The organism is Aeromicrobium sp. JP4 (assembly GCF_054957925.1).
On sequence record NZ_CM143290.1, the window covers coordinates 3,298,421 to 3,317,158 of the forward strand.

General features: G+C 72.0%; 19 protein-coding genes and 1 riboswitch. Of the genes, 11 read left to right on the forward strand and 8 right to left on the reverse strand.

Features of this window, described 5'->3' with window-relative positions; genetic code table 11:
- Positions 1-10: 10 nt before the first annotated feature.
- Positions 11-1,729: a DEDD exonuclease domain-containing protein gene (locus tag ACY1JX_RS16280; protein ID WP_462564611.1), complete on the reverse strand. Its 1,719-nt coding sequence runs from the start codon at positions 1,727-1,729 to the stop codon at positions 11-13.
- A gap of 88 nt (positions 1,730-1,817) precedes the next feature.
- Between ACY1JX_RS16280 and ACY1JX_RS16285 the strand changes: the two genes are divergently transcribed.
- Both ACY1JX_RS16285 and ACY1JX_RS16290 read left to right on the forward strand, forming a co-directional pair.
- Positions 1,818-2,054, forward strand: a complete 237-nt coding sequence (locus tag ACY1JX_RS16285) for a hypothetical protein (protein WP_313600921.1) — start codon at positions 1,818-1,820, stop codon at positions 2,052-2,054.
- 43 nt (positions 2,055-2,097) lie between these two features.
- A riboswitch (cyclic di-AMP (ydaO/yuaA leader) is annotated at positions 2,098-2,247 on the forward strand.
- Between the two features lie 9 nt (positions 2,248-2,256).
- The gene (locus ACY1JX_RS16290; protein WP_286928163.1) at positions 2,257-3,213 is read left to right on the forward strand and encodes a C40 family peptidase; all 957 of its coding nucleotides are present in this window, start codon (positions 2,257-2,259) and stop codon (positions 3,211-3,213) included.
- A gap of 76 nt (positions 3,214-3,289) precedes the next feature.
- On the opposite strand, the gene ACY1JX_RS16295 is transcribed toward ACY1JX_RS16290, so the two are convergent.
- On the reverse strand, positions 3,290-5,035 hold the full coding sequence (locus tag ACY1JX_RS16295; RefSeq protein WP_462564612.1) for an AMP-dependent synthetase/ligase: 1,746 nt from the start codon (positions 5,033-5,035) through the stop codon (positions 3,290-3,292).
- A 71-nt stretch (positions 5,036-5,106) separates the two neighbouring features.
- On the opposite strand from ACY1JX_RS16295, the gene ACY1JX_RS16300 reads away from it, so the two are divergent.
- Together ACY1JX_RS16300 and ACY1JX_RS16305 are read left to right on the forward strand one after the other, a co-directional pair.
- A complete protein-coding gene (locus ACY1JX_RS16300) occupies positions 5,107-5,556 on the forward strand; it encodes an SRPBCC family protein (protein WP_462564613.1) in 450 nt (149 codons plus the stop codon).
- Positions 5,549-6,586, forward strand: coding sequence for an ROK family glucokinase (locus ACY1JX_RS16305; protein ID WP_462564614.1), 1,038 nt, complete (start codon positions 5,549-5,551; stop codon positions 6,584-6,586). Before ACY1JX_RS16300 ends, ACY1JX_RS16305 begins: the two co-directional genes overlap by 8 nt.
- Here the strand turns inward: ACY1JX_RS16305 and ACY1JX_RS16310 are convergent.
- Both ACY1JX_RS16310 and ACY1JX_RS16315 read right to left on the reverse strand, forming a co-directional pair.
- Entirely contained in the window at positions 6,489-6,911 is a 423-nt protein-coding gene (locus ACY1JX_RS16310) for a hypothetical protein (RefSeq protein ID WP_181756764.1), read from the reverse strand. The two genes, ACY1JX_RS16305 and ACY1JX_RS16310, sit on opposite strands and share 98 nt — an antisense overlap.
- Before the next feature lie 34 nt (positions 6,912-6,945).
- Positions 6,946-7,725, reverse strand: a complete 780-nt coding sequence (locus ACY1JX_RS16315; protein WP_462564615.1) for an alpha/beta hydrolase — start codon at positions 7,723-7,725, stop codon at positions 6,946-6,948.
- Between the two features lie 16 nt (positions 7,726-7,741).
- On the opposite strand from ACY1JX_RS16315, the gene ACY1JX_RS16320 reads away from it, so the two are divergent.
- Complete coding sequence (locus tag ACY1JX_RS16320) at positions 7,742-8,533, forward strand: lysophospholipid acyltransferase family protein (protein ID WP_181756766.1); 792 nt, start codon at positions 7,742-7,744, stop codon at positions 8,531-8,533.
- Positions 8,534-8,593: 60 nt separating this feature from the next.
- A complete protein-coding gene (locus ACY1JX_RS16325; protein ID WP_462564616.1) occupies positions 8,594-9,931 on the forward strand; it encodes a class II 3-deoxy-7-phosphoheptulonate synthase in 1,338 nt (445 codons plus the stop codon).
- A gap of 17 nt (positions 9,932-9,948) precedes the next feature.
- Here the strand turns inward: ACY1JX_RS16325 and pknB are convergent, their stop codons facing one another.
- Both pknB and ACY1JX_RS16335 read right to left on the reverse strand, forming a co-directional pair.
- Positions 9,949-11,922 carry a Stk1 family PASTA domain-containing Ser/Thr kinase gene (pknB, locus tag ACY1JX_RS16330; RefSeq protein WP_462564617.1) on the reverse strand — a complete coding sequence of 658 codons (1,974 nt, stop codon included), beginning with the start codon at positions 11,920-11,922 and terminating at the stop codon, positions 9,949-9,951.
- A gap of 64 nt (positions 11,923-11,986) precedes the next feature.
- On the reverse strand, positions 11,987-13,015 hold the full coding sequence (locus tag ACY1JX_RS16335; protein WP_462564618.1) for a polyprenyl synthetase family protein: 1,029 nt from the start codon (positions 13,013-13,015) through the stop codon (positions 11,987-11,989).
- Positions 13,016-13,039: 24 nt separating this feature from the next.
- On the opposite strand from ACY1JX_RS16335, the gene metF reads away from it, so the two are divergent.
- Positions 13,040-13,948 (forward strand): methylenetetrahydrofolate reductase [NAD(P)H], encoded by a 909-nt coding sequence (metF, locus tag ACY1JX_RS16340; protein ID WP_181756769.1) that lies wholly within the window; start codon positions 13,040-13,042, stop codon positions 13,946-13,948.
- Positions 13,949-13,960: 12 nt separating this feature from the next.
- Here the strand turns inward: metF and ACY1JX_RS16345 are convergent, their stop codons facing one another.
- Together ACY1JX_RS16345 and ACY1JX_RS16350 are read right to left on the reverse strand one after the other, a co-directional pair.
- Positions 13,961-15,136 (reverse strand): phytoene desaturase family protein, encoded by a 1,176-nt coding sequence (locus ACY1JX_RS16345; RefSeq protein WP_462564619.1) that lies wholly within the window; start codon positions 15,134-15,136, stop codon positions 13,961-13,963.
- 2 nt (positions 15,137-15,138) lie between these two features.
- Positions 15,139-15,714: a DUF4126 domain-containing protein gene (locus ACY1JX_RS16350; protein ID WP_462564620.1), complete on the reverse strand. Its 576-nt coding sequence runs from the start codon at positions 15,712-15,714 to the stop codon at positions 15,139-15,141.
- A gap of 67 nt (positions 15,715-15,781) precedes the next feature.
- Here ACY1JX_RS16350 and ACY1JX_RS16355 point away from each other — a divergent pair, with 67 nt between their 5' ends.
- The 4 genes from ACY1JX_RS16355 (at position 15,782) to rsmH (ending at position 18,733) form a co-directional block, all read left to right on the forward strand.
- Positions 15,782-16,531: a class I SAM-dependent methyltransferase gene (locus ACY1JX_RS16355; RefSeq protein ID WP_462564621.1), complete on the forward strand. Its 750-nt coding sequence runs from the start codon at positions 15,782-15,784 to the stop codon at positions 16,529-16,531.
- A 13-nt stretch (positions 16,532-16,544) separates the two neighbouring features.
- The gene (locus tag ACY1JX_RS16360) at positions 16,545-16,925 is read left to right on the forward strand and encodes a DUF3040 domain-containing protein (RefSeq protein WP_181756773.1); all 381 of its coding nucleotides are present in this window, start codon (positions 16,545-16,547) and stop codon (positions 16,923-16,925) included.
- Positions 16,926-17,208: 283 nt separating this feature from the next.
- Positions 17,209-17,661, forward strand: a complete 453-nt coding sequence (mraZ, locus tag ACY1JX_RS16365; RefSeq protein ID WP_286928183.1) for a division/cell wall cluster transcriptional repressor MraZ — start codon at positions 17,209-17,211, stop codon at positions 17,659-17,661.
- Between the two features lie 121 nt (positions 17,662-17,782).
- The gene (gene rsmH / locus ACY1JX_RS16370) at positions 17,783-18,733 is read left to right on the forward strand and encodes a 16S rRNA (cytosine(1402)-N(4))-methyltransferase RsmH (RefSeq protein WP_462564622.1); all 951 of its coding nucleotides are present in this window, start codon (positions 17,783-17,785) and stop codon (positions 18,731-18,733) included.
- Positions 18,734-18,738 lie beyond the last annotated feature (5 nt).

Sequence of the window (18,738 nt, forward strand, 5' to 3'; positions counted from 1 at the left end):
AGCCGCGTCGTCAGGCCAGGCGCGCGACCTGGAGGTCGACGTCGAACCGGTCGAGGTGCCGTGCCGCGGCGGGCCACGGCGAGCGCCACGCGCCCCGGACCATGCGGACGCCCGGGGACTCCAGCCAGCGCAGCAGAGCCTCGGTCTCCTCGATGAGGGCCGCCGGCATCGGCCGGACCGCCGGCTCGACGGACTCGGCGGTGGTCAGCAGGGTGTCGACCCAGCCGGCCGTGGCGCCTCGGGTGGTGGCGACCTGGCGCGGCAGGATCGCCGCGGCCGCGAGACGGCCGTGGCGGATCACGTGCACCTGCCACCCGTCGGCGTGGGGTGCGGCGGCGATCACCTCGGGCTCGGCGGCGAGGGAGTCGAGCCGCTGCGTGCGGCGTACGGCGCGGATCAGGCTGGCGGCGCGGTCGCGCAGGACGGCGGCGTCCTCGAAGCGCTGGCTCTCGGCGAGGTGGGCCATGCGCTGCTCGAGGTGGGTGACGACCTCGACCGGGTCGGCGGTCATCGCCGTGCGCACCCGCGAGACCTCGAGGAGGTAGTCGACCGTCGTGACCGCGCCGTCGCAGGGGGAGAGGCACTGGCCGAGCTCGGCCAGCACGCACGCGGCGCGACTGGGCTTGATCGGCAGCCGCCCGGAGCACTGCCGGATCCGGAAGGCGTCGTGGAGGGTGGCCAGCGCCGCCTCGGCCTGGCGGCGGCTGCCGAAGGGACCGATGTGGGTGGCCGCGCCCTCGGTGACCGATCGGACGAGGGAGACGCGCGGCCACGGCTCGTCGGTGAGGCGCAGCCACGAGACCCGCTCGGGGAACTTGGAGCGGCGGTTGTAGGGCGGTCGGTGCCGGTCGATGAGCCGCAGCTCACGCACCCGCGCCTCGGTGTCGGTGGAGCACACCACGGTGTCGACCCGCTCGGCCAGCGCGATCATCTCGCCCATGCGCGAGCGGGTCTCGGCCTTGGTGAAGTACGACCGCACGCGGGTGCGCAGCGAGCGCGACGTGCCGACGTAGAGGACCTCGTCGCGCGCGTCGCGGAAGAGGTAGACGCCGGGTGCGTCGGGGACGCCGTCGGCGAGGTGGCGCTTGCGGCGCTGCTGGGGCGTGACCTTGGAGGTGAAGCTGGCGACGTCCTCCACGGTGGCCACGTTCCAGGTGCCGAGCCGCTCGAACAGGGCGTGCAGCACGTCGACCGTGGCGCGGGCGTCGGTAAGGGCCCGGTGGTCGGGCTGGACGGGGGAGAAGCGCGCCGCGAGCGTGGCGAGCTTGACGTTGGGGACCTCGTCGCGCAGCAGCACCCGGCGGGCCAGGGGGACGGTGTCGATGACGTCGAAGCCCGGCCAGGTGATGCCCAGCTCCTTCGACGCGTGCTTGAGGAAGCCGACGTCGAAGGGCGCGTTGTGGGCGACCAGGACGCTGCCGTGGGCGAACTCCAGGAAGCTCGGCAGCGCCTCGGCGATGCGGGGCGCCTCGATGAGCATCTGGTCGGTGATCCCGGTGAGCACGGTGATGAACGCGGGGATCAGCTGGTCGGGGTTCACCAGGGTCTGGAACTCGCCCAGGATCTCTCCGCCCCGCACCTTGACCGCACCGATCTCGGTGATCCGCGACCCCTTCGCGGGCGAGCCGCCCGTGGTCTCCAGGTCGACCACGCAGAACGTGGTGTCGTGGAGGGGGCGGCCACCCCAGTCGATGTCGGGGTCGTCGAAGGCGGGTTGGTGCGATGCCATGGGGTGACCGTAGGTCGCGGGTCCGACGAATCCGGTCAGGCGGCGCCGCGGAGGGAAACTGTCGGACGTCACACCTAGCGTCGCGGCCATGAACGAGATGGAACCCACGGCACCGGTCGTCGTCGATTGCGACAGCTGCCTCGTCCGCTGCCCGGCCGTGTGCGGCGACTGCGTCGTCTCGGTCCTGCTCGGACCGCCCAGCGACGTGGCCTTCGACGCCGACGAGCGCGCCGCCCTCGATGCCCTCGCCGCCACCGGCCTGGTCCCTCCGCTGCGCCTCGTCGTGGGCGTGTCCGACCCGCAGCGACACGTCGATGCGAGTTGATCGGGGTTGACCCGGCAACTACAGTTGCCTCTTGTGTCGCCGAACGGCGGCGCCGCCGAATCGTCGGACCGGAAACGGCCGGCGAGCCGGGGAACCAAAGGTACGTGGGGTGAATCGATCGGCTCGCCGGTCGTAGGGCAAGACCGAGGCCCGAATCCGTCAGCTCACCTGGTAGGCGTCGAGGTTTTCAGGAGTTCATTTCGTGCGCTTTCGCACCGCCGCGGCCACTGTGGCCGCCTCCGCCTTCGTGGCGGGATCATTCATCGTCGTCTCCCCGGCCAACGCCGAGCCCGAGGTGACCGAGGCCGACGTCGAGAAGGCCTTCGACCGGGCTGAGGCCGCCAACGAGACCCTCAACCAGCTGAACGAGGACGCCGACGACCTCGACGCGCGCATCGACGAGGTCGGTGCCGAGATCCGCAAGATCCGCAAGGTCTTCACGGTCCAGCGCGACGAGCTGGGCGCCGACATCGTCCAGCAGCAGCTGGAGCAGCCGCTCGGCCCCACGGTCGGCCTGCTCGGCAGCCAGGACCCCGACCTGTTCATCGAGGGCCTCAGCGCCATCGACGCGCTGAACACCACGCGCGCCGACGCGCTCGAGTCGTTCACCCGCACGCGGGTCGAGCTCGAGAAGCGCCAGGCCCAGCTCGCCGAGCACGAGCAGGAGCTCGACGCGAAGCTGACCAAGGCCGAGAAGACGAAGAAGAAGCTCGTCGACTCCTACCAGAAGGCCAAGTCCGACTTCGCCCTCCTGTCGGCCGCCCAGCAGTCGGAGATGAACGCCGGCGACGTCGACGCCGTGCAGAACGCGGGCGCGGGCGCCGCCAAGAAGGCCATCGCGTTCGCGATGAGCCAGCTCGGCGAGCCCTACGTCTACGGCGGCACGGGCCCCGACAGCTGGGACTGCTCCGGCCTGGTGATGAAGGCCTACGCCGCGGCGGGGGTCTCGCTGCCGCGCGTGGTGGGACCCCAGATCGCGGCGGGCCGCTCCGTCTCGGCCGGCGATTTGGCGCCCGGCGACCTCGTGGCCTACCCGAGCATGTCGCACAACGGCATCTACCTGGGCGGCGGCAAGGTCATCCACGCGCCGCGCCCCGGCAAGAGCGTCGAGATCACCAGCCTGTCCTCGGGCTTCGGCGTCTACGCGCGCGTCTCCTGACCGCGACGGCCTGACCCGGCCACGACGAGAACGGCCCCCGGCGATCGCCGGGGGCCGTTCTCGTGCGTCGGGGTGCTCAGCGCACGTACAGCGCCTCGATGGTGTCGTGCAGGTCGCGCACGACCATGTGGCGCTTCACCTTGAACGAGGGAGTCAGGTAGCCGTTCTCCTCGGTCCAGTCCTCCTCGACGATCGAGAACTTGCGGATCGCCTCGGCGCGCGAGACCTGGGAGTTGGCGTCGTCGACGGCCTTCTGGACCTCGGCGAGCAGCTCGGGGTCGTCCAGCTCGCCCTCCCACGCCTCGACGTCGATCGTGACGAGCGCCGCGACGAAGGGCTTGCCCTCGCCGACGACGAGGCACTGGCTGACCAGCGGGTGGGCACGCACGCGGTCCTCGAGGATCGCGGGGGAGACGTTCTTGCCGCCCGCGGTGACGATGAGCTCCTTCTTGCGGCCCGTGATCTTCACGAAGCCGTCCTCGGTGACCTCGCCGAGGTCGCCGGTGGAGAACCAGCCGTCCTCGCTGAGCACGTCGCGCGTGGCGGCCTCGGCGTTCCAGTAGGCCGTGAAGACCTGCGGGCCACGGAACTGCAGCTCGCCGTCGTCGCCGATGCGGACCTCCACGCCGGGCAGCGGGGGACCGACCGTGCCGATGCGCTGCGCGCCCGGGTGGTTCACCGTGAGGGCCGCGGTGGTCTCGGTGAGGCCGTAGCCCTCGAAGACGTTCAGGCCGACGCCGCGGTAGAAGTGACCGAGACGGTCGCCCAGCGGGGCACCGCCGGAGATGGCGTACTTCGCGCGACCGCCCAGGGCGGCACGGAGCTTGCCGTAGACGAGCTTGTCGTAGACGCCGTGCTTCGCGCGCAGCGGCAGCGAGGGCTTGCCCGACTCGGTGGCCCGGCTGTAAGCGATCGCGGTGCGCACGGCGGCGTCGAAGATCTTGCCCTTGCCCTCGGAGTACGCCTTGGTGCTGGCGCTGTTGAAGACCTTCTCGAAGACGCGCGGCACGGCCAGCACGAACGTGGGCTGGAACTCGCCGAGGTGGTCGACGAGGTTGGCGATGTCGGCGGTGTGGCCCAGCACGGAGCCGAAGCGGATCGCGCCCACCTGCACGATGCGGGCGAACACGTGCGCGAGCGGCAGGAACAGCAGGGTGGCCGCGTCGTCGGGCGCGAACATCACCTCGAGACGCTCGTTGGCGCCCCACAGCTCGGCGCGGAAGTTCGCGTGCGTCAGCTCGCAGCCCTTGGGGCGACCGGTGGTGCCCGACGTGTAGATCAACGTGGCGATGTCGTCCTCGACGACCGCCGCACGACGGGCCTCCAGGGTCTCGTCGTCGATCGCGGCGCCCTCGGCGGCCAGGGAGGTGAGGACGTCCTCGATCGGACGGCTCGACGCCAGCTCGGGGGTCTCGGGACGGGCCTCCTCGATCCGGGCCCGGTGCTCGTCGTTCTCGTAGAACACGTGCGTGGCGCCCGAGTCGGCCAGGATCCAGGCGATCTGCGGCGCCGAGGAGGTCTCGTAGATCGGGACGGTCACCGCGCCGATCCACCAGTTGGCGTAGTCCAGGACGGTCCACTCGTAGCGGGTCTTGGCCAGCAGGGCGACGCGGTCGCCGTGGGCGACTCCACCGGCCAGCAGGCCCTTCGCGGCGGCCGTCACCTCGTCGTGGAACTGCCCGAGCGTGACGTCGACCCACGCGCCGTCGACGACGCGGCGCAGCGCGACACGGTCGCGATGGGCGTCGAGCCGGTCGAGGACGTCAAGGCTCAGGGTTCCCCACGCGCGCGGGGGGACGGCGTTCGAATTCTGCGAAGTCACAGACAGCACCGTACCGTCCCCGCCGTCGCCGCCGTCGCGCCGATAGGCTGTCCGCAGTCGAGGAGGTGGACATGGCGCGCACGGTCAGCGACATCGTGATCGAGGCTCCGGCGGGAGCCGTGATGTCGGTCATCGCCGCGTTCGCCGACTACCCCGAGTGGGCCACCGGGATGCGCGAGGTCACCGTCCTGGACACCGACGCACAGGGCCGCCCGCTCGACGTCCGCTTCGTCGTCGACTCCGCCCCGATCCGCGACACGTTCACGCTGCGCTACGACTGGCGCGACGAGCTGCTCGTCACCTGGAGCCTCGTGCCCGAGGACGCGACGATGCTCTCGGCGATGGACGGCTCCTACTCGCTGGACGCGGTGGACGCCGGCCGCACCCGCGTGACCTACCAGCTGTCGGTCGAGCTGAGGCTCCCGTTGCTGGGGATGCTCAAGCGCAAGGCCGAGAAGGTCATCGTCGACACCGCGCTCAAGGGACTCAAGCGCCGGGTCGAGAGCCAGGTCGGTGCCTGAGCGGCTCGCCGTCGGGATCGACGTCGGCGGCACCAAGATCGCCGGGGGAGTCGTCGACGAGGACGGCCGGATCCTGGCCCGCACCCGGCGCGCCACGCCCAGCACGGATCCCGCGGCGGTGCTGGACGCGATCACCGGGATCGTCGAGGAGTTCCGCGACCGGTACCCCGTGCGTGCGGTCGGCGTCGGCGCGGCCGGCTACGTCGACGTCACCGGCTCCTCCGTGGTGTTCTCGCCCCACCTGGCCTGGCGGAACGAGCCGTTGCGCGACGCGGTCGTGCGGCGCACGGGGCTGCCCGTGCTCGTGGACAACGACGCGAATGCGGCCGGCTGGGCCGAGTGGCGCTTCGGTGCCGCCCAGAACCTTCCCGACGTCGTCCTGGTGAACCTCGGCACCGGCATCGGTGGCGCCATGGTCCTCGACGGCAAGCTGTACCGCGGCCACTCGGGCATGGCGGGCGAGTTCGGCCACCAGCGCGTGGTCGACGACGGTCTGCCGTGCGAGTGCGGCAACCGGGGCTGCTGGGAGCAGTACGCGAGTGGGCGCGTCCTCGAGCGCCGCGCCCGGGCCGCCGTGGCGGAGGGCTCCGAGATCGGGCGGGCCCTCGTGCAGCTGGCGGGTGCCGTCGACCTGGTCGACGGCGCCACCGTGGGGCTCCTCTCCGCCGAGGGCCACGAGGAGGCCCAGGCGTGGGTCGGCGACGTGGGCCGCTGGCTGGGCATCGGCCTGGCGAACCTCGCGGCGTCGCTGGACCCCGCGATCTTCGTCATCGGCGGGGGAGTGAGCCGCACGGGGGAGTTCCTGCTGCGGCCCGCGCGTGCGGCGTTCGCCGAGCACCTCACCGGTCGCGGCTACCGCTCGGAGGCACGGATCGTGGCGGCGCACCTGGGCAACGACGCCGGCCTCGTGGGGGCCGCCGACCTCGCCCGGCTCAGAGCGCGGCGCCGTCGTCCGGCCAGTCCGGGTTACTCGGTCCGCGGTCCGGCAGTCGCGCGATCAGGTAGACGACGGCGACGACGACCGCGATGACGACGCACGCGACGACGAACGTCGGCGGCCGGATCGAGGCGAAGCGCGCCAGCAGCAGCAGGGCCGGCGCGCCGACCACGACGAACCAGGCGAGCTTCGTGCGGCGGTCCGACGGCAGGTCGGCCGGCCCGACCTCACGGTAGAACTGGTCGTCGGCCTCGACGGGCTCGGCCGCGCGACGCTGCTCCTCCTCGAGCTCGGCCCGCTCCCGCTCGGCGGCGGCCTGCGCCGCCGACCGGTCGAAGTCCTCCAGTCCCGAGAGGTCCAGGTCGAGTCCCTCGACGATGCGGTCGAAGTCGTCACGGGGCGATGCGGGGTCGGTCATGGAGACCTCCTGGTGACGTCGGCGACGAAGCGGCTCACGCGACGGGCGCGTGGTCGGCGAGGAACTGTGCCGACCTCTCCATGATGAACTCCGCATCGTGATCCAGCGTGGCGACGTGGTAGCTGTCGTTGAGCTCGACCAGCTCGCGGACGGGGGAGGAGACCCCCTTCATCACCAGGCCGGCCGTGGTGGCGTCGACGACGTGGTCCTCGGTCGAGCGGAACATCAGCAGGGGAGCGGTGACACTGTCGAGGTTCTCGCGGACGTCGCGCCACAGCTGCAGCTGCGACGCCATGGCCTTGAGGGGCATGCGGTCGTAGGCGACCTCGTCCTGCCCGGCGAGCTTGATGTCGTTGCCGACGCCCGGCATGGACGGCAGCACGCGGCTGAGCAGCGGCACGAGCTTGAGGTCGCGGCGCTTGAGCGCGATCGCCGGGTTGACCAGCACGAGCGCGTCGACGTCGTCGGGGCGCTGCTCGGCCAGTCGCAGCGCGAGCGCGCCGCCCATCGACAGCCCGCAGACGGCGACGAAGTCGCACTGCGAGCGCAGGTCGGTGAGGGCGGTGTCGAGCTCGCCGTACCAGTCACGCCACGTGGTGGTGTTCATCTCCTGCCACGTGGTGCCGTGACCGGGGAGGCGGGGCACGGTGACGGTGTGACCGGACTCGGCCAGTCGGCGGCCCCAGGGAACCATCGAGGCGGGCGACCCGGTGAAGCCGTGGCTCAGCAGGACGCCGACGCGGCCGCCGGGGGCGAAGAACGGTTCGGCGCCCGGTCGGACGGGGGACGCGCCGCGCGCGCTGGAGTCGGACATGACGCCATGGTGCCCCATGTCACGTCGACTGGTGCAGGGGCGCGGTAATGTCTCGTGCGTGTTCTATTGGTTCCTGAAGTTCCTGGCGCTGGGTCCGGTGCTCAAGCTGATCTTCAGGCCGTGGGCCGAGGGCACCGAGAACGTCCCCCGCGAGGGCGCCGTGATCCTGGCCAGCAACCACCTCTCCTACAGCGACTGGCTGTTCATGCCGCTCGTCATCCCGCGGCGCGTCACGTTCGTCGCCAAGGCCGAGTACTTCGAGGGAACCGGGCTGAAGGGCTTCCTGCAGCGCCAGTTCTTCTCGGGCTCGGGGCAGGTCCCGATCGACCGCTCCAGCGGCAGTGCTGCCGCGGGCGCGATCCGCACCCAGTTGCGCCTCCTGGCGGACGGCGAGGTGTGCGGCATCTACCCCGAGGGCACCCGCTCGCACGACGGCAAGCTGTACCGCGGCCGCACGGGCGTGGCCCGCCTCGCCCTGGAGGCGAAGGTGCCGGTGATCCCCGTCGCGGTGATCAACACCGACGTCGTCGCCCCTCCCGGCCGCATCTTCGGCCGGTACGCCCGTCCCGGCGTGCGGTTCGGCAAGCCGCTGGACTTCTCGCGCTACGAGGGCATGCAGGACGACCGCTACATCCTGCGCGCGATCACCGACGAGATCCTCTACGAGATCATGAACCTGTCCGGCCAGGAGTACGTCGACCTCTACGCCCCCGACGCCAAGAAGCGCGACAAGGAGCTGGAACGCCAGGCCGCCAAGGAGCGCGACAAGGCCGAGGCCGACGAGGTCTGGGAAGAGATCACCGAGTAAACGGCGCCACCGTTCTGGACGGCGTTCAGAGGCGTCGCGGGGGTCGCGTATTCTTGGCAGGTGAGCATTCCCAGCCTGGAAGAACTGCGTGCGATCGGCGCTGCCCAGCAGCCGACGTACCCCGACCTCGACGCGCGTGATCGTGCGGTCGAGAAGCTGGGCAAGATGCCGCCGCTGGTCTTCGCGGGTGAGTGCGACTCCCTGCGCGACAAGATGGCGGCCGTGGCCCGGGGCGAGGCGTTCCTCCTCCAGGGCGGCGACTGCGCCGAGACCCTCGAGGGCGTCACCGCCGAGAACGTCCGCAACAAGCTGCGGGTCCTGCTCTCGATGGCCGTCGTCCTGACCTACGCCGCGAGCGTTCCGGTGGTCAAGGTGGGCCGCCTCGCCGGTCAGTACGCCAAGCCGCGCTCCAGCGACACCGAGACCCGCGACGGCGTGACGCTGCCGGCGTACCGCGGCGACGCCGTCAACGGCTTCGACTTCACGCCCGAGGCGCGCCACCCCGACCCGCAGCGGCTGCTCGACGTCTACCACGCGTCCAGCGCCACCCTCAACCTCGCGCGCGCCTTCACCACCGGCGGCTACGCCGACCTGCGCCAGATGCACGCGTGGAACACCGACTTCGTGCGCAACAGCCCCGTGGGCGAGCGCTACGAGCGCATCGGCGACGAGATCGATCGCGCCCTGGCCTTCATGGACGCGATCGGCTCCGACCCCGACGAGCTGCACACGGTCGACTTCTACTCCTCGCACGAGGCCCTCGTGCTCGAGTACGAGCACGCCCTCACGCGCATCGACTCGCGCACGAACCTGCCGTACGACGTCTCGGGCCACTTCGTGTGGATCGGCGAGCGCACCCGCCAGCTGGACGGCGCCCACGTCGAGCTGCTGAGCCGCATCGCCAACCCGATCGGCGTGAAGCTCGGCCCCACGAGCACCGCCGACGACGCGCTCGCGCTCTACGAGAAGCTCAACCCCGAGCACGTGCCGGGCAAGGTCACCTTCATCACCCGCTTCGGCGCCGAGAAGATCCGCGACCTGCTGCCCACGCTCGTGGAGAAGGTCACGGCCGCGGGCGCCGCGGTCGCTTGGGTCACCGATCCGATGCACGGCAACACGTTCTCCACCGACAACGGCTACAAGACGCGCGAGTTCGACGCCGTCATCGACGAGGTCCGCGGCTTCTTCGAGGTCCACCGTGCCCTCGGCACGTGGCCGGGCGGCCTGCACGTCGAGCTCACCGGCGACGACGTCACCGAGTGCCTCGGCGGCGGGATGAAGCTGTCCGCGCAGGACCTCGAGCACCGCTACGAGACGCTGTGCGACCCGCGCCTCAACCGCGCGCAGTCGCTGGAGCTGGCGTTCCTCGTCGCCGAGATGCTCGCCGGCCGGTCCTGATCACGCCCTGACGCGGGTCAGGACAGGAAGACCGTCACGGTCGACCCCGGCTTGACCTTCTTGCCGGCGTCGGTCATCTGGTACTGGACGCGCGCGTCGTCCCCGGAGAACGGGTTCTTCGCTGCGTTCAGCTTCAGGCCCACCGCCGAGGTGGCGGCGCGCGCCTCTGCCTCGGTCATGCCGCGGAGGTCGGGCACGGCGACCGACTCGGGTCCCTTGGAGACGGTGAGCGCGATCGTGTCGCCCCGCACGCCGGTGCCGGCGGACGGGGTCTGCGAGATCACGACGCCCTTCTTGACGGTGCTGCTGAACTGCTCGACCGTGCGGACGACGAAGCCCTGGTCCTCCAGCTCGGCGGTGGCCTCGTCGGCCGGGTCGCCGGTGTGGTCCACGATCTCGATGGGCTTCGGGCCCTTGCTCACGACGAGGTCGACGGCGGTGTCGCGCTTGACCCGGTCGCCGACCTTGTGGCTGGTGGACTTCACGATGCCGTCGGTCGGGATCTTGTCGCTGAACTGCTGGGTGACCTCGCCGACCCGCAGGTTCAAGGAGCCCAGGATCGTCTCGGCCTCCGACAGGGTGCGGCCCTGGATGTTCGGGATCTCGTACCGCTCCTTGCCCTTGGAGACCACCAGGGTGATCGCCTCGTCCGGCAGGAGTCGTGAGCCGGCGTCGGGGTCGGTCGACACGACCGCGCCCTTCTCGACGACCTCGGAGTACGCGGGGGTGCCCAGGTCGACGGTGAATCCGGCGGCCTCGGCGGTCTTGACGGCCTCGGCCTGGTCGAGGGACACGAGATTGGGCACCGTCTCGTAGCGGCCGATCGCCAGGTACCAGCCGAGGACGGCCGTGGCGGCGAGGGCGGCCAGCGCCACCAGCAGCAGGACCGGGCCCCGGCGCCGTCGGCCGGAGGGCGCCTCCTCGACGGCCGATGCGGCCGGGCGGGTGGCGACGACGGGACCGCCGAACGTGGTGGTGGGCTCGTGGACCGTGGTGGTCGGCTGCTCGCGACCGATGTCGTAGAGCGAGGTGACCGGTGTCGTCATCTCGACGTCGGCCGGCGCGCCGTCAAGCGTCGGGAACTCGGCGGGCGTGGGGCCGGACCCGGGGAGCAGGTCCTGGGTGAGCTCGGGGTCGTCCGCGAGACCTGCGGCCAGCGCGCGCTGCACCTGGCGCAGCTGGTGCAGCAGCACCCGGGCGTCGGGGGAGCGACGACCGCGATCGCGCGTCATGGCCCGCCGGACGAGTGCGTCGAGGTAGGGCGGGATGCCCGGCTGCAGGGTGGACGGCGCGGCGACGTCCTCGTTGACGTGCAGGTGCGCCACGGCCAGGGGCGAGTCGCCGGTGTGCGGCTTGGAGCCGGTGAGCATCTCGAACAGCATCGCGCCGCAGGCGTAGACGTCGGTGCGCGGATCGGCGCCCTGGTGGGTGATCACCTCGGGCGCGAGGTAGGACACCGTGCCCACGAGAACGCCATCGAAGGTGGACTCGTTGCTGATGGCGCGGGCCAGCCCGAAGTCGGCCAGCTTCACCTCGCCCGTGGTGGAGATGAGGACGTTCTCGGGCTTGATGTCCCGGTGGATCAGGCCCGCGTCGTGCGCGGCCGAGAGGGCCATGAGGACCGGCTCGAGGTAGGACAGCGCCCGCCGCGGAGGCATGGGCGCCTCCTCGCGCAGGACGTCGCGCAGGGTGCGGCCCGGGACGTACTCCATGACGAGGTAGATCGTCTCGCCGTCGACCCCCTGGTCGTAGACCGAGACGATGCCGCGGTGGTTCAGCTTCGCGGCCGACTGCGCCTCGCGGACGAAGCGCTCGGGATTGTCCTCGAGGTCGCTGTCGGGGTGCATGATCTTCACCGCGACGATCCGGTCCAGACGCAGGTCGGTGGCACGGAACACGCTGGCCATCCCGCCGCGGGCGATGCGTTCGTGGATCACGTAACGCTGGTCGAGCGTGCGCCCGACCAGTGCCTCGTCATCCGTGAGCGTCATGCCCGCCTCCCTTGGAACACCTTGATTCTAAGGGCTCGAACCCCATGCACCGTGGTCCGCCGGATCAGCGGACGCGTCGGACGGCCGCGTCGACGAGCGGCTCGAGGACCGCGGGGGCCGACGCGCCGATGGCGTCGATCGCTCGCAGGGACTGCTCGACCAGGCGGTCGATGTCCGATTCGACCTCGGCCAGCGCGCCGCTGGAGGCGATGAGGTCGTGCAGCTCGTCCACGCCGTCCTCGGTGCCCAGCAGGGCCAGGACGCGGTCGTCGCCGCAGACCTGGGCGGTGCGGGCGACCAGCACGGTGCGCTTGCCCTCGCGCAGGTCGTCGCCGGTGGGCTTGCCCGTGTCGGCCGGGTCGCCGAACACCCCGAGCACGTCGTCGCGCAGCTGGAACGCCTCGCCCAGGGGGAGCGCCACCTCGGTGAGCCGGGCGAGCAGCGCGTCGTCCCCGCCGGCGAGTGCGGCGCCCACGTGCAGGGGACGCTCGATCGTGTACTTGGCGGACTTGAAGCGGATCACGTGCATCGCGCTCGCGACGTCGAGCCGGTCGCGCGTCTGGGCCAGCACGTCGAGGAACTGACCCGAGACCACCTCGGACTTGCAGGCGTCCCACAGCCGGGCGGTGCGGGCATCGGGCTCGGCGCGCCGGAGGTGCTCGTCGGCCCAGGAGAGCATCAGGTCGCCGACGAGGATCGCGACGCGGGCACCGAACTGGTCGGCGGCGCCGTGGCCGTGCGCCGCGGCGTGGCGTGCCTCGAAGTCGCGGTGGACGCTCGGGCGACCCCGTCGGGTGTCCGATCCGTCCATCAGGTCGTCGTGCACGAGGGCACTGCCCTGGAGCCACTCGAAGGCGGCGCCGGCGGCGGCGATCCGCTCGTCGGCCTGAGTGCCCCCGGCCAGCAGCCAGCCGGCGTGGCAGAAGGTGGGCCGGAAGAGCTTGCCGCCGGCGGTGAAGTCGACGGCCGCGTCGACGAGGTCGCCGACGGCGGGGTCCAGATCGGTCAGCAGCTCGCGCTGGTCCTGGACGAAGGACTCCAGCTGCCTGGCGACAGCTGTCCGAAAGGTGGGATCGGCTGCCGGGCTGTTCACGTCGGTGACGATACCGTTGGGGGCATGCCCGACTCCCTCGACGCCGCGCTCGACGACCCGATCCTGCAGGCCCTGGCCGCCGATCGGCCTGCGGTGTCGTTCGAGTTCTTCCCGCCGAAGGACGACGAGGGCGAGGCCCAGCTCTGGCGCACGATCGCCGACCTCTCGCCGTTGGAGCCGACGTTCGTCTCGGTCACGTACGGCGCGGGCGGTACGAGTCAGGACCGCACCGTGCGCATCACCGAGCGCATCGCCCGCGAGGCCCCGATGCCCCCCGTCGGGCACCTGACCCTCGTCGGCCAGACCCGCGGCGAGATCGAGACGGTGCTCAAGCAGTACGTCGCGTCGGGCGTGCAGCACGTCCTCGCCCTGCGTGGCGACCCGGTCGGCGGCCCGCGGGCTCCGTGGGAGCCGCACCCCGACGGCATGGACCACGCCATCGACCTCGTCGCCCTCGTCCACGAGGTCGGCGGCCTGTCGGTGGGGGTGGCCGCCTTCCCCGAGGGACACCCCGACTGCAGCGGCCTCGACGCCGACGCCGACGTGCTCGTCGCCAAGGCGCGTGCCGGCGCGTCCTTCGCGATCTCGCAGCTGTTCTTCCGCGCCGACGACTACTTCGGGCTCGTGCGCCGCGTCCGCGACCGCGGCTGCGACCTGCCGATCGTCCCGGGCATCATGCCGATCCTGAACTTCGGCCAGGTCGCCCGCATGGCCGAGCTGTCCGGTGCCGAGATGCCGCGCGAGGTACTCGACCAGATCGAGCCCATCGCCGACGACCGCGCGGCCGTCCGCGCCAAGGGCATCGAGCTCGCCACGCAGCTGTGCCGCGACCTCCTCGACGGCGGCGCCCCCGGCCTGCACTTCATGACCCTCAACCGGTCGCCCGCCACGCGCGAGATCTTCGACCAGCTCCGCGCCGACGGCCTCGTCTGAACCAGCCGCCCCCTACCGCGGAGCGGCCCCCAGGTGGGCCGCCAGCGCGGCGGTCCCCATGCCCGTGACCTCCAGGCCGGCCCCGGGCGCGGCAGCGGAGCCGACGAGCCACAGGCCGTCGCGCGGACTCCGCGCCGCGAGGGGCAGCTCGGTGAGCGCCGGGGGAGCGGGGACCGACTCACGCCACATGACGTGGGGTCGCAGGTCGAGCCCGGCCCGGGCCAGCTCGTCGAGCGGGTCGACGCCCGTCGGCGCCTCGAGGACCCAGCCGTCATCGCCCGACCGCCACCCGCGCACGACGTCGCGCCCGTGCACCACGAGGTCGTCGGGGGCGACGGCGCCCGAGAGCCGGACGAAGGTCAGGGTGCGGGACGTGCTCGGCGCCGATCCCACGGCCCACACCACCACGTCGGCCGGGCGGTGGGAGCCGTCGGCGAGCACCACGCCGTCGACGACCCCGGACGAGACGGCGGGCTCCGCCACCTCGACCCCGGTCTCGACCGTGACCTTCCGCTCGCGCAGTCGGGTCAGCAGGGCGGCCGCCAGTCCGGCGCTGCCGCCGTCGAACCGCCACCGGCCGAAGTTCCGCTCCACGTAGTGCCACACGGCCAGGACGGACGGGCCCGACGCATCCACGCCGGGCAGCTCCGCGCCGATCCGGCGCAGTCGAGGATCGCCGGCCCCGCGGGCCACCTCACGCAGCGACCGGTCGGCGAGGGGGGCCCGGGCGACGGGGGCGCCCGACGGGTGGACCGCTTCGAACACCGTCCGGCGCACCGTGTCCCACGGGTCGGCGAGCTCGTCGACCCACGGCGACCACGGGTCCGACCCGAGGACGGTGGTGACCGCGTCGTGCTGGGCGCCGCGCGTGCCGAACGGCAGGTCGAGCTCGGTGGAGCGGCGGGGCCAGCGTGCCGCGACGACGTGCCGGCGCGGGCCCGAGGGCGAGATGGCGATGAGGGCGTCCATGGGGCGGCCGGACTTGCGGAAGAGGTCGCGGAACACACCGGGGAGGGTGACGCTGTCGGGGCCGGCGGCCCATCGGCGGTCGCCGATCGTGCGGCCTAGCAGCAGGCCGCCGGGCTCGGGCTCGCGTTCGAGGACGGTGACGTCGTGACGCAGCTTCGCCAGCCGGGCGGCGGCGGACAGCCCGGCGAAGCCGCTGCCGACGACGAGGATCCGGGCCACCGTCACTCCCTCCGCTCGCGGCGCCGCGAGCGCGCCCGGCGGACGGCGCGCCACAGCCAGAGGAAGAGCGAGACGCCGAGCACCAGGGCGACCGCGGTGACGGCCAGTGCGACCCACGGGTGTGCGAGCGCCAGCAGCACGACGGCCACGACGCTCACGTCCTCGCCGACGCTGAGGGCAGCGTTGGAGAAGGGCTCGGGCGAGGTGTTGACCGCGGCCCGCACGCCGGACTTCACGCCGTGCGAGGCCAGTGCGGTCCCGCCGCCGAGGAACGCGAGCAGGGCCGGGTCGAGCTCGCCACCGTACTCGGCCAGCTTCCACGCCACGACCGCGCCGACCACCGGACGCACGACCGTGGAGATGCCGTCCCACGCCGAGTCCAGCCACGGCACCTTGTCGACGACGAACTCGATCGTGAACATGCCCAGGCTCAGGCCGATCACCCACCAGTCGCCGAAGCCGGCGGGGACCCACTCCGAGCCGCCGGCGCGCGCCACGATCCCGAGGACGCCCACGGTGGCCCAGGCGTTCACGCCGCTGGCCCAGCCGGTGGCGAAGACGAGGGCGGCGAGGTCCATGCCGTGACCGTATCGCGCGGGGGACCGGCCATCGATCGCGCTCCGGGGACTGTGGGAGGGTGGCGTCATGGGTCCGATCCGTGGCGTGCTGGCGTGGCAGTCCGTGCTCGACGCGCTCGTGCAGGCCGGCGCCGCTGCCGACGGCTCGGGCTCCCTGCGTGTGCTCGACCTCGGCGGGGGAACGGGGTCCGACGCGGTCCGCGTCGCCGCGCTGGGCCATCGGGTCGTCGTGGTCGACCCCAGTCCCGATGCCCTCGCGGCCTCCGCCCGGCGTGCCGCCGAGGCGGGCGTCGAGGTCGACGGACGGCTCGGCGACTCCACCGACCTGGCCGAGCACGTGCCGCCCGCCAGTGTCGACCTCGTGATCTGCCACGGCGTGCTGGAGTACGTCGTCGACCCGGCCCAGGCCGTGGGAGCGGCGCGCGACGTCCTGCGGCCCGGAGGCTGGCTCAGCGTCGTGGTCGCCGGACGGGTCGCCACCATCACCGCACGCGCCGCCGCGGGCGACTTCGCCGCCGCCCGTGCCCTCGTCGACGCCGTGCCCGATGACACGTGGGACCTCGACGCCCTCGGGCCGCGACGGTGGTACGTCGAGGAGCTCGAGCAGCTGCTCTCCGGCCAGGGCCTGACCCCCGTCGTGAGCCAGGGAGTGCGTGTCCTGAGCGACGAGGTTCCGGGCGTCGTGGTCGACGGATCGGCCGGTGCGCGCGAGGAGCTCTTCGCACTCGAGCAGGCGATTCGCCGGATTCCGCAGTTCGCAGGTCGTTCGGCTGGTTTGCAGTCCATGGCCCGCCTAGAATCGATCTCACACCCCTGACCAAGGAGTCACCGTGCCACTGTCGGACGAAGAGGCCCGGCTGCTCGCCCAGTTGGAGCAGTCGCTGGCCGCAGAGGATCCCGAGTTCGCGTCCACGCTGCGCGGCTCCAAGCTGATCGCGCACAACCGCCGTGTCGCGGCCATCTGCGTCGTGGGCTTCCTGGCCGGTGTGGCCATGCTGCTGGGCGGAGCCGTGTCCAAGATGACCTGGATCGGTGCCCTCGGCTTCGTGGCGATGGTGGCCGCCGCCTACTTCTTCGTCCGGGCCTGGCGCCGCGGCATCAGCGGAGCGCAGGACGCCGGCGGACCGGCCCCGTCCTCGCCGAAGGGCTCCGGCTCCTTCGTCGAACGCATGGAGGAGCGCTGGCAGCGACGCCAGGACGACGGGATGTGACCCGCCACCACGACACGCACGCCCCACGAGGCCCCGCCGATCGGCGGGGCCTTCGTCATTCCTGCCCCGGGATGGTCCCGATCGCCTGACATCCCCCCACTTCGCTCCACCAGCCCGCCATCACCGAGATGGCGGGCCTTTTTCGTTCCCGTCCCACGCGACACGCCCCTCCCTTGACGAAAAGCGGGTGGATGGTGGAGCGTTGTGGGTTAAGGTGGGGCGTAGTGGTGGAAACACCGGACTTCGACCTCAGAGGAGAGCGACGTGGAGCAGGGAGGACGCGATGACCGCACCGGCATCGACGCACTTCTTCGGCACGTTCACGCCGCGCCTCGACGAGAAGGGTCGGCTCTTCCTGCCGGCGAAGTTCCGTCCGCTGCTCTCGGACGGTGTGGTGCTGACCCGCGGTCAGGAGCACTGCATCTACGGCTGGACGCCCGAGGCGTTCGACGACTTCTCCGGACGCGCCCGGCAGGCCTCGTTCACGAACCGGCAGGCACGGAACTTCGTCCGCATGCTCTTCGGTGGAGCGGCGCACGAGACGCCGGACAAGCAGGGACGCGTGCCGGTGTCGCAGCTGCTGCGCGACTGGGCCGGCCTGGACCGCGACTGCACGGTCGTGGGCACGGGCGAGCGGTTCGAGATCTGGGACTCGGCTCGCTGGAACGACTTCTCCGACGAGCACGAGGAGGGCTTCGCCGACCTGTCGGAGGAGATCTTCCCCGGGATCTTCTGAGCACCTCCGCGGTGGGGCGCGATGCCCGCCTGAGGGGTTCTGACGTCACTTCCCCGGCGTCAGAACTCTGCAGGCGGGGATCGGGCCCCATCGCCCTGCCGGTCTGCCCGGGCGAGGCGGCATGAGCGCGCGGCACGTCCCGGTGATGCTGGACCGCGTCGTGTCGGAGTTCGCCCCGGTGGTGGAGCGTCACGAGCATCCGGTGATCATCGACGCGACGCTCGGCCTGGGCGGACACGCCGAGGCGATGCTCACGCGCTACCCGTCCCTGCACGTCATCGGCGTTGATCGCGACCCCGAGGCGCTGCGCCGGGCGGGGGAGCGGCTGGCTCCCTTCGGTGATCGCTTCGAGGCCGCCCACGCGGTCTACGACGAGATTCCCGAGGTCGTCGCGGAGAGCGGTCGCACCACGGTCGACGGGGTCCTGTTCGACCTCGGCGTCTCCTCGATGCAGCTCGACCTGGCCGACCGCGGCTTCGCCTACGCGCAGGACGCGCCGCTGGACATGCGGATGAACTCCGAGGACGAGCTCACCGCGGCCGGCGTCCTCAACACGTACGACGAGAAGGACCTCGCCCGGATCCTGCGCGAGTACGGCGAGGAGAAGTTCGCCCGCCGGATCGCCAAGGAGATCGTCACCGAGCGCGAGACCCGGCCCTTCGACCGCAGCGAGCAGCTCGTCGACCTCATCCGTCGCTGCATCCCGGCGCCGGCGCGGCGCACGGGCGGCAACCCCGCCAAGCGCACGTTCCAGGCGCTGCGCATCGAGGTGAACGACGAGCTCGGCGTCTACCGCCGCGCCCTGCCGGCCGCGCTCGACCTGCTGTCGGTGGGCGGACGCGTCGTCGTGCTGTCGTACCACTCGCTGGAGGACCGGATCACCAAGCGCGTGTTCACGTCCGTCACCACGTCCACGGCGCCGCGGGACCTCCCCGTGGTGCCCGAGTCCATGCTGGCCCGCTTCCGCTCCCTCACGCGGGGTGCCGAGCTGGCCGGCGAGGACGAGATCGCCGACAACCCCCGCGCGCGTTCGGTCCGGATGCGCGCTGTCGAACGGATCGCTGCCGCATGAGCGAG

Excerpts from the sequence above, each read along its gene's own strand:
- mraZ (WP_286928183.1), top strand. The coding sequence starts at position 17,209 with ATGACCGCACCGGCATCGACGCACTTCTTCGGCACGTTCACGCCGCGC.
- ACY1JX_RS16315 (WP_462564615.1), bottom strand. The coding sequence starts at position 7,725 with ATGTCCGACTCCAGCGCGCGCGGCGCGTCCCCCGTCCGACCGGGCGCC.
- ACY1JX_RS16285 (WP_313600921.1), top strand. The coding sequence starts at position 1,818 with ATGAACGAGATGGAACCCACGGCACCGGTCGTCGTCGATTGCGACAGC.
- pknB (WP_462564617.1), bottom strand. The coding sequence starts at position 11,922 with ATGACGCTCACGGATGACGAGGCACTGGTCGGGCGCACGCTCGACCAG.
- ACY1JX_RS16320 (WP_181756766.1), top strand. The coding sequence starts at position 7,742 with ATGTCACGTCGACTGGTGCAGGGGCGCGGTAATGTCTCGTGCGTGTTC.
- ACY1JX_RS16350 (WP_462564620.1), bottom strand. The coding sequence starts at position 15,714 with ATGGACCTCGCCGCCCTCGTCTTCGCCACCGGCTGGGCCAGCGGCGTG.
- metF (WP_181756769.1), top strand. The coding sequence starts at position 13,040 with ATGCCCGACTCCCTCGACGCCGCGCTCGACGACCCGATCCTGCAGGCC.
- ACY1JX_RS16300 (WP_462564613.1), top strand. The coding sequence starts at position 5,107 with ATGGCGCGCACGGTCAGCGACATCGTGATCGAGGCTCCGGCGGGAGCC.
- ACY1JX_RS16280 (WP_462564611.1), bottom strand. The coding sequence starts at position 1,729 with ATGGCATCGCACCAACCCGCCTTCGACGACCCCGACATCGACTGGGGT.
- ACY1JX_RS16310 (WP_181756764.1), bottom strand. The coding sequence starts at position 6,911 with ATGACCGACCCCGCATCGCCCCGTGACGACTTCGACCGCATCGTCGAG.
- ACY1JX_RS16355 (WP_462564621.1), top strand. The coding sequence starts at position 15,782 with ATGGGTCCGATCCGTGGCGTGCTGGCGTGGCAGTCCGTGCTCGACGCG.
- rsmH (WP_462564622.1), top strand. The coding sequence starts at position 17,783 with ATGAGCGCGCGGCACGTCCCGGTGATGCTGGACCGCGTCGTGTCGGAG.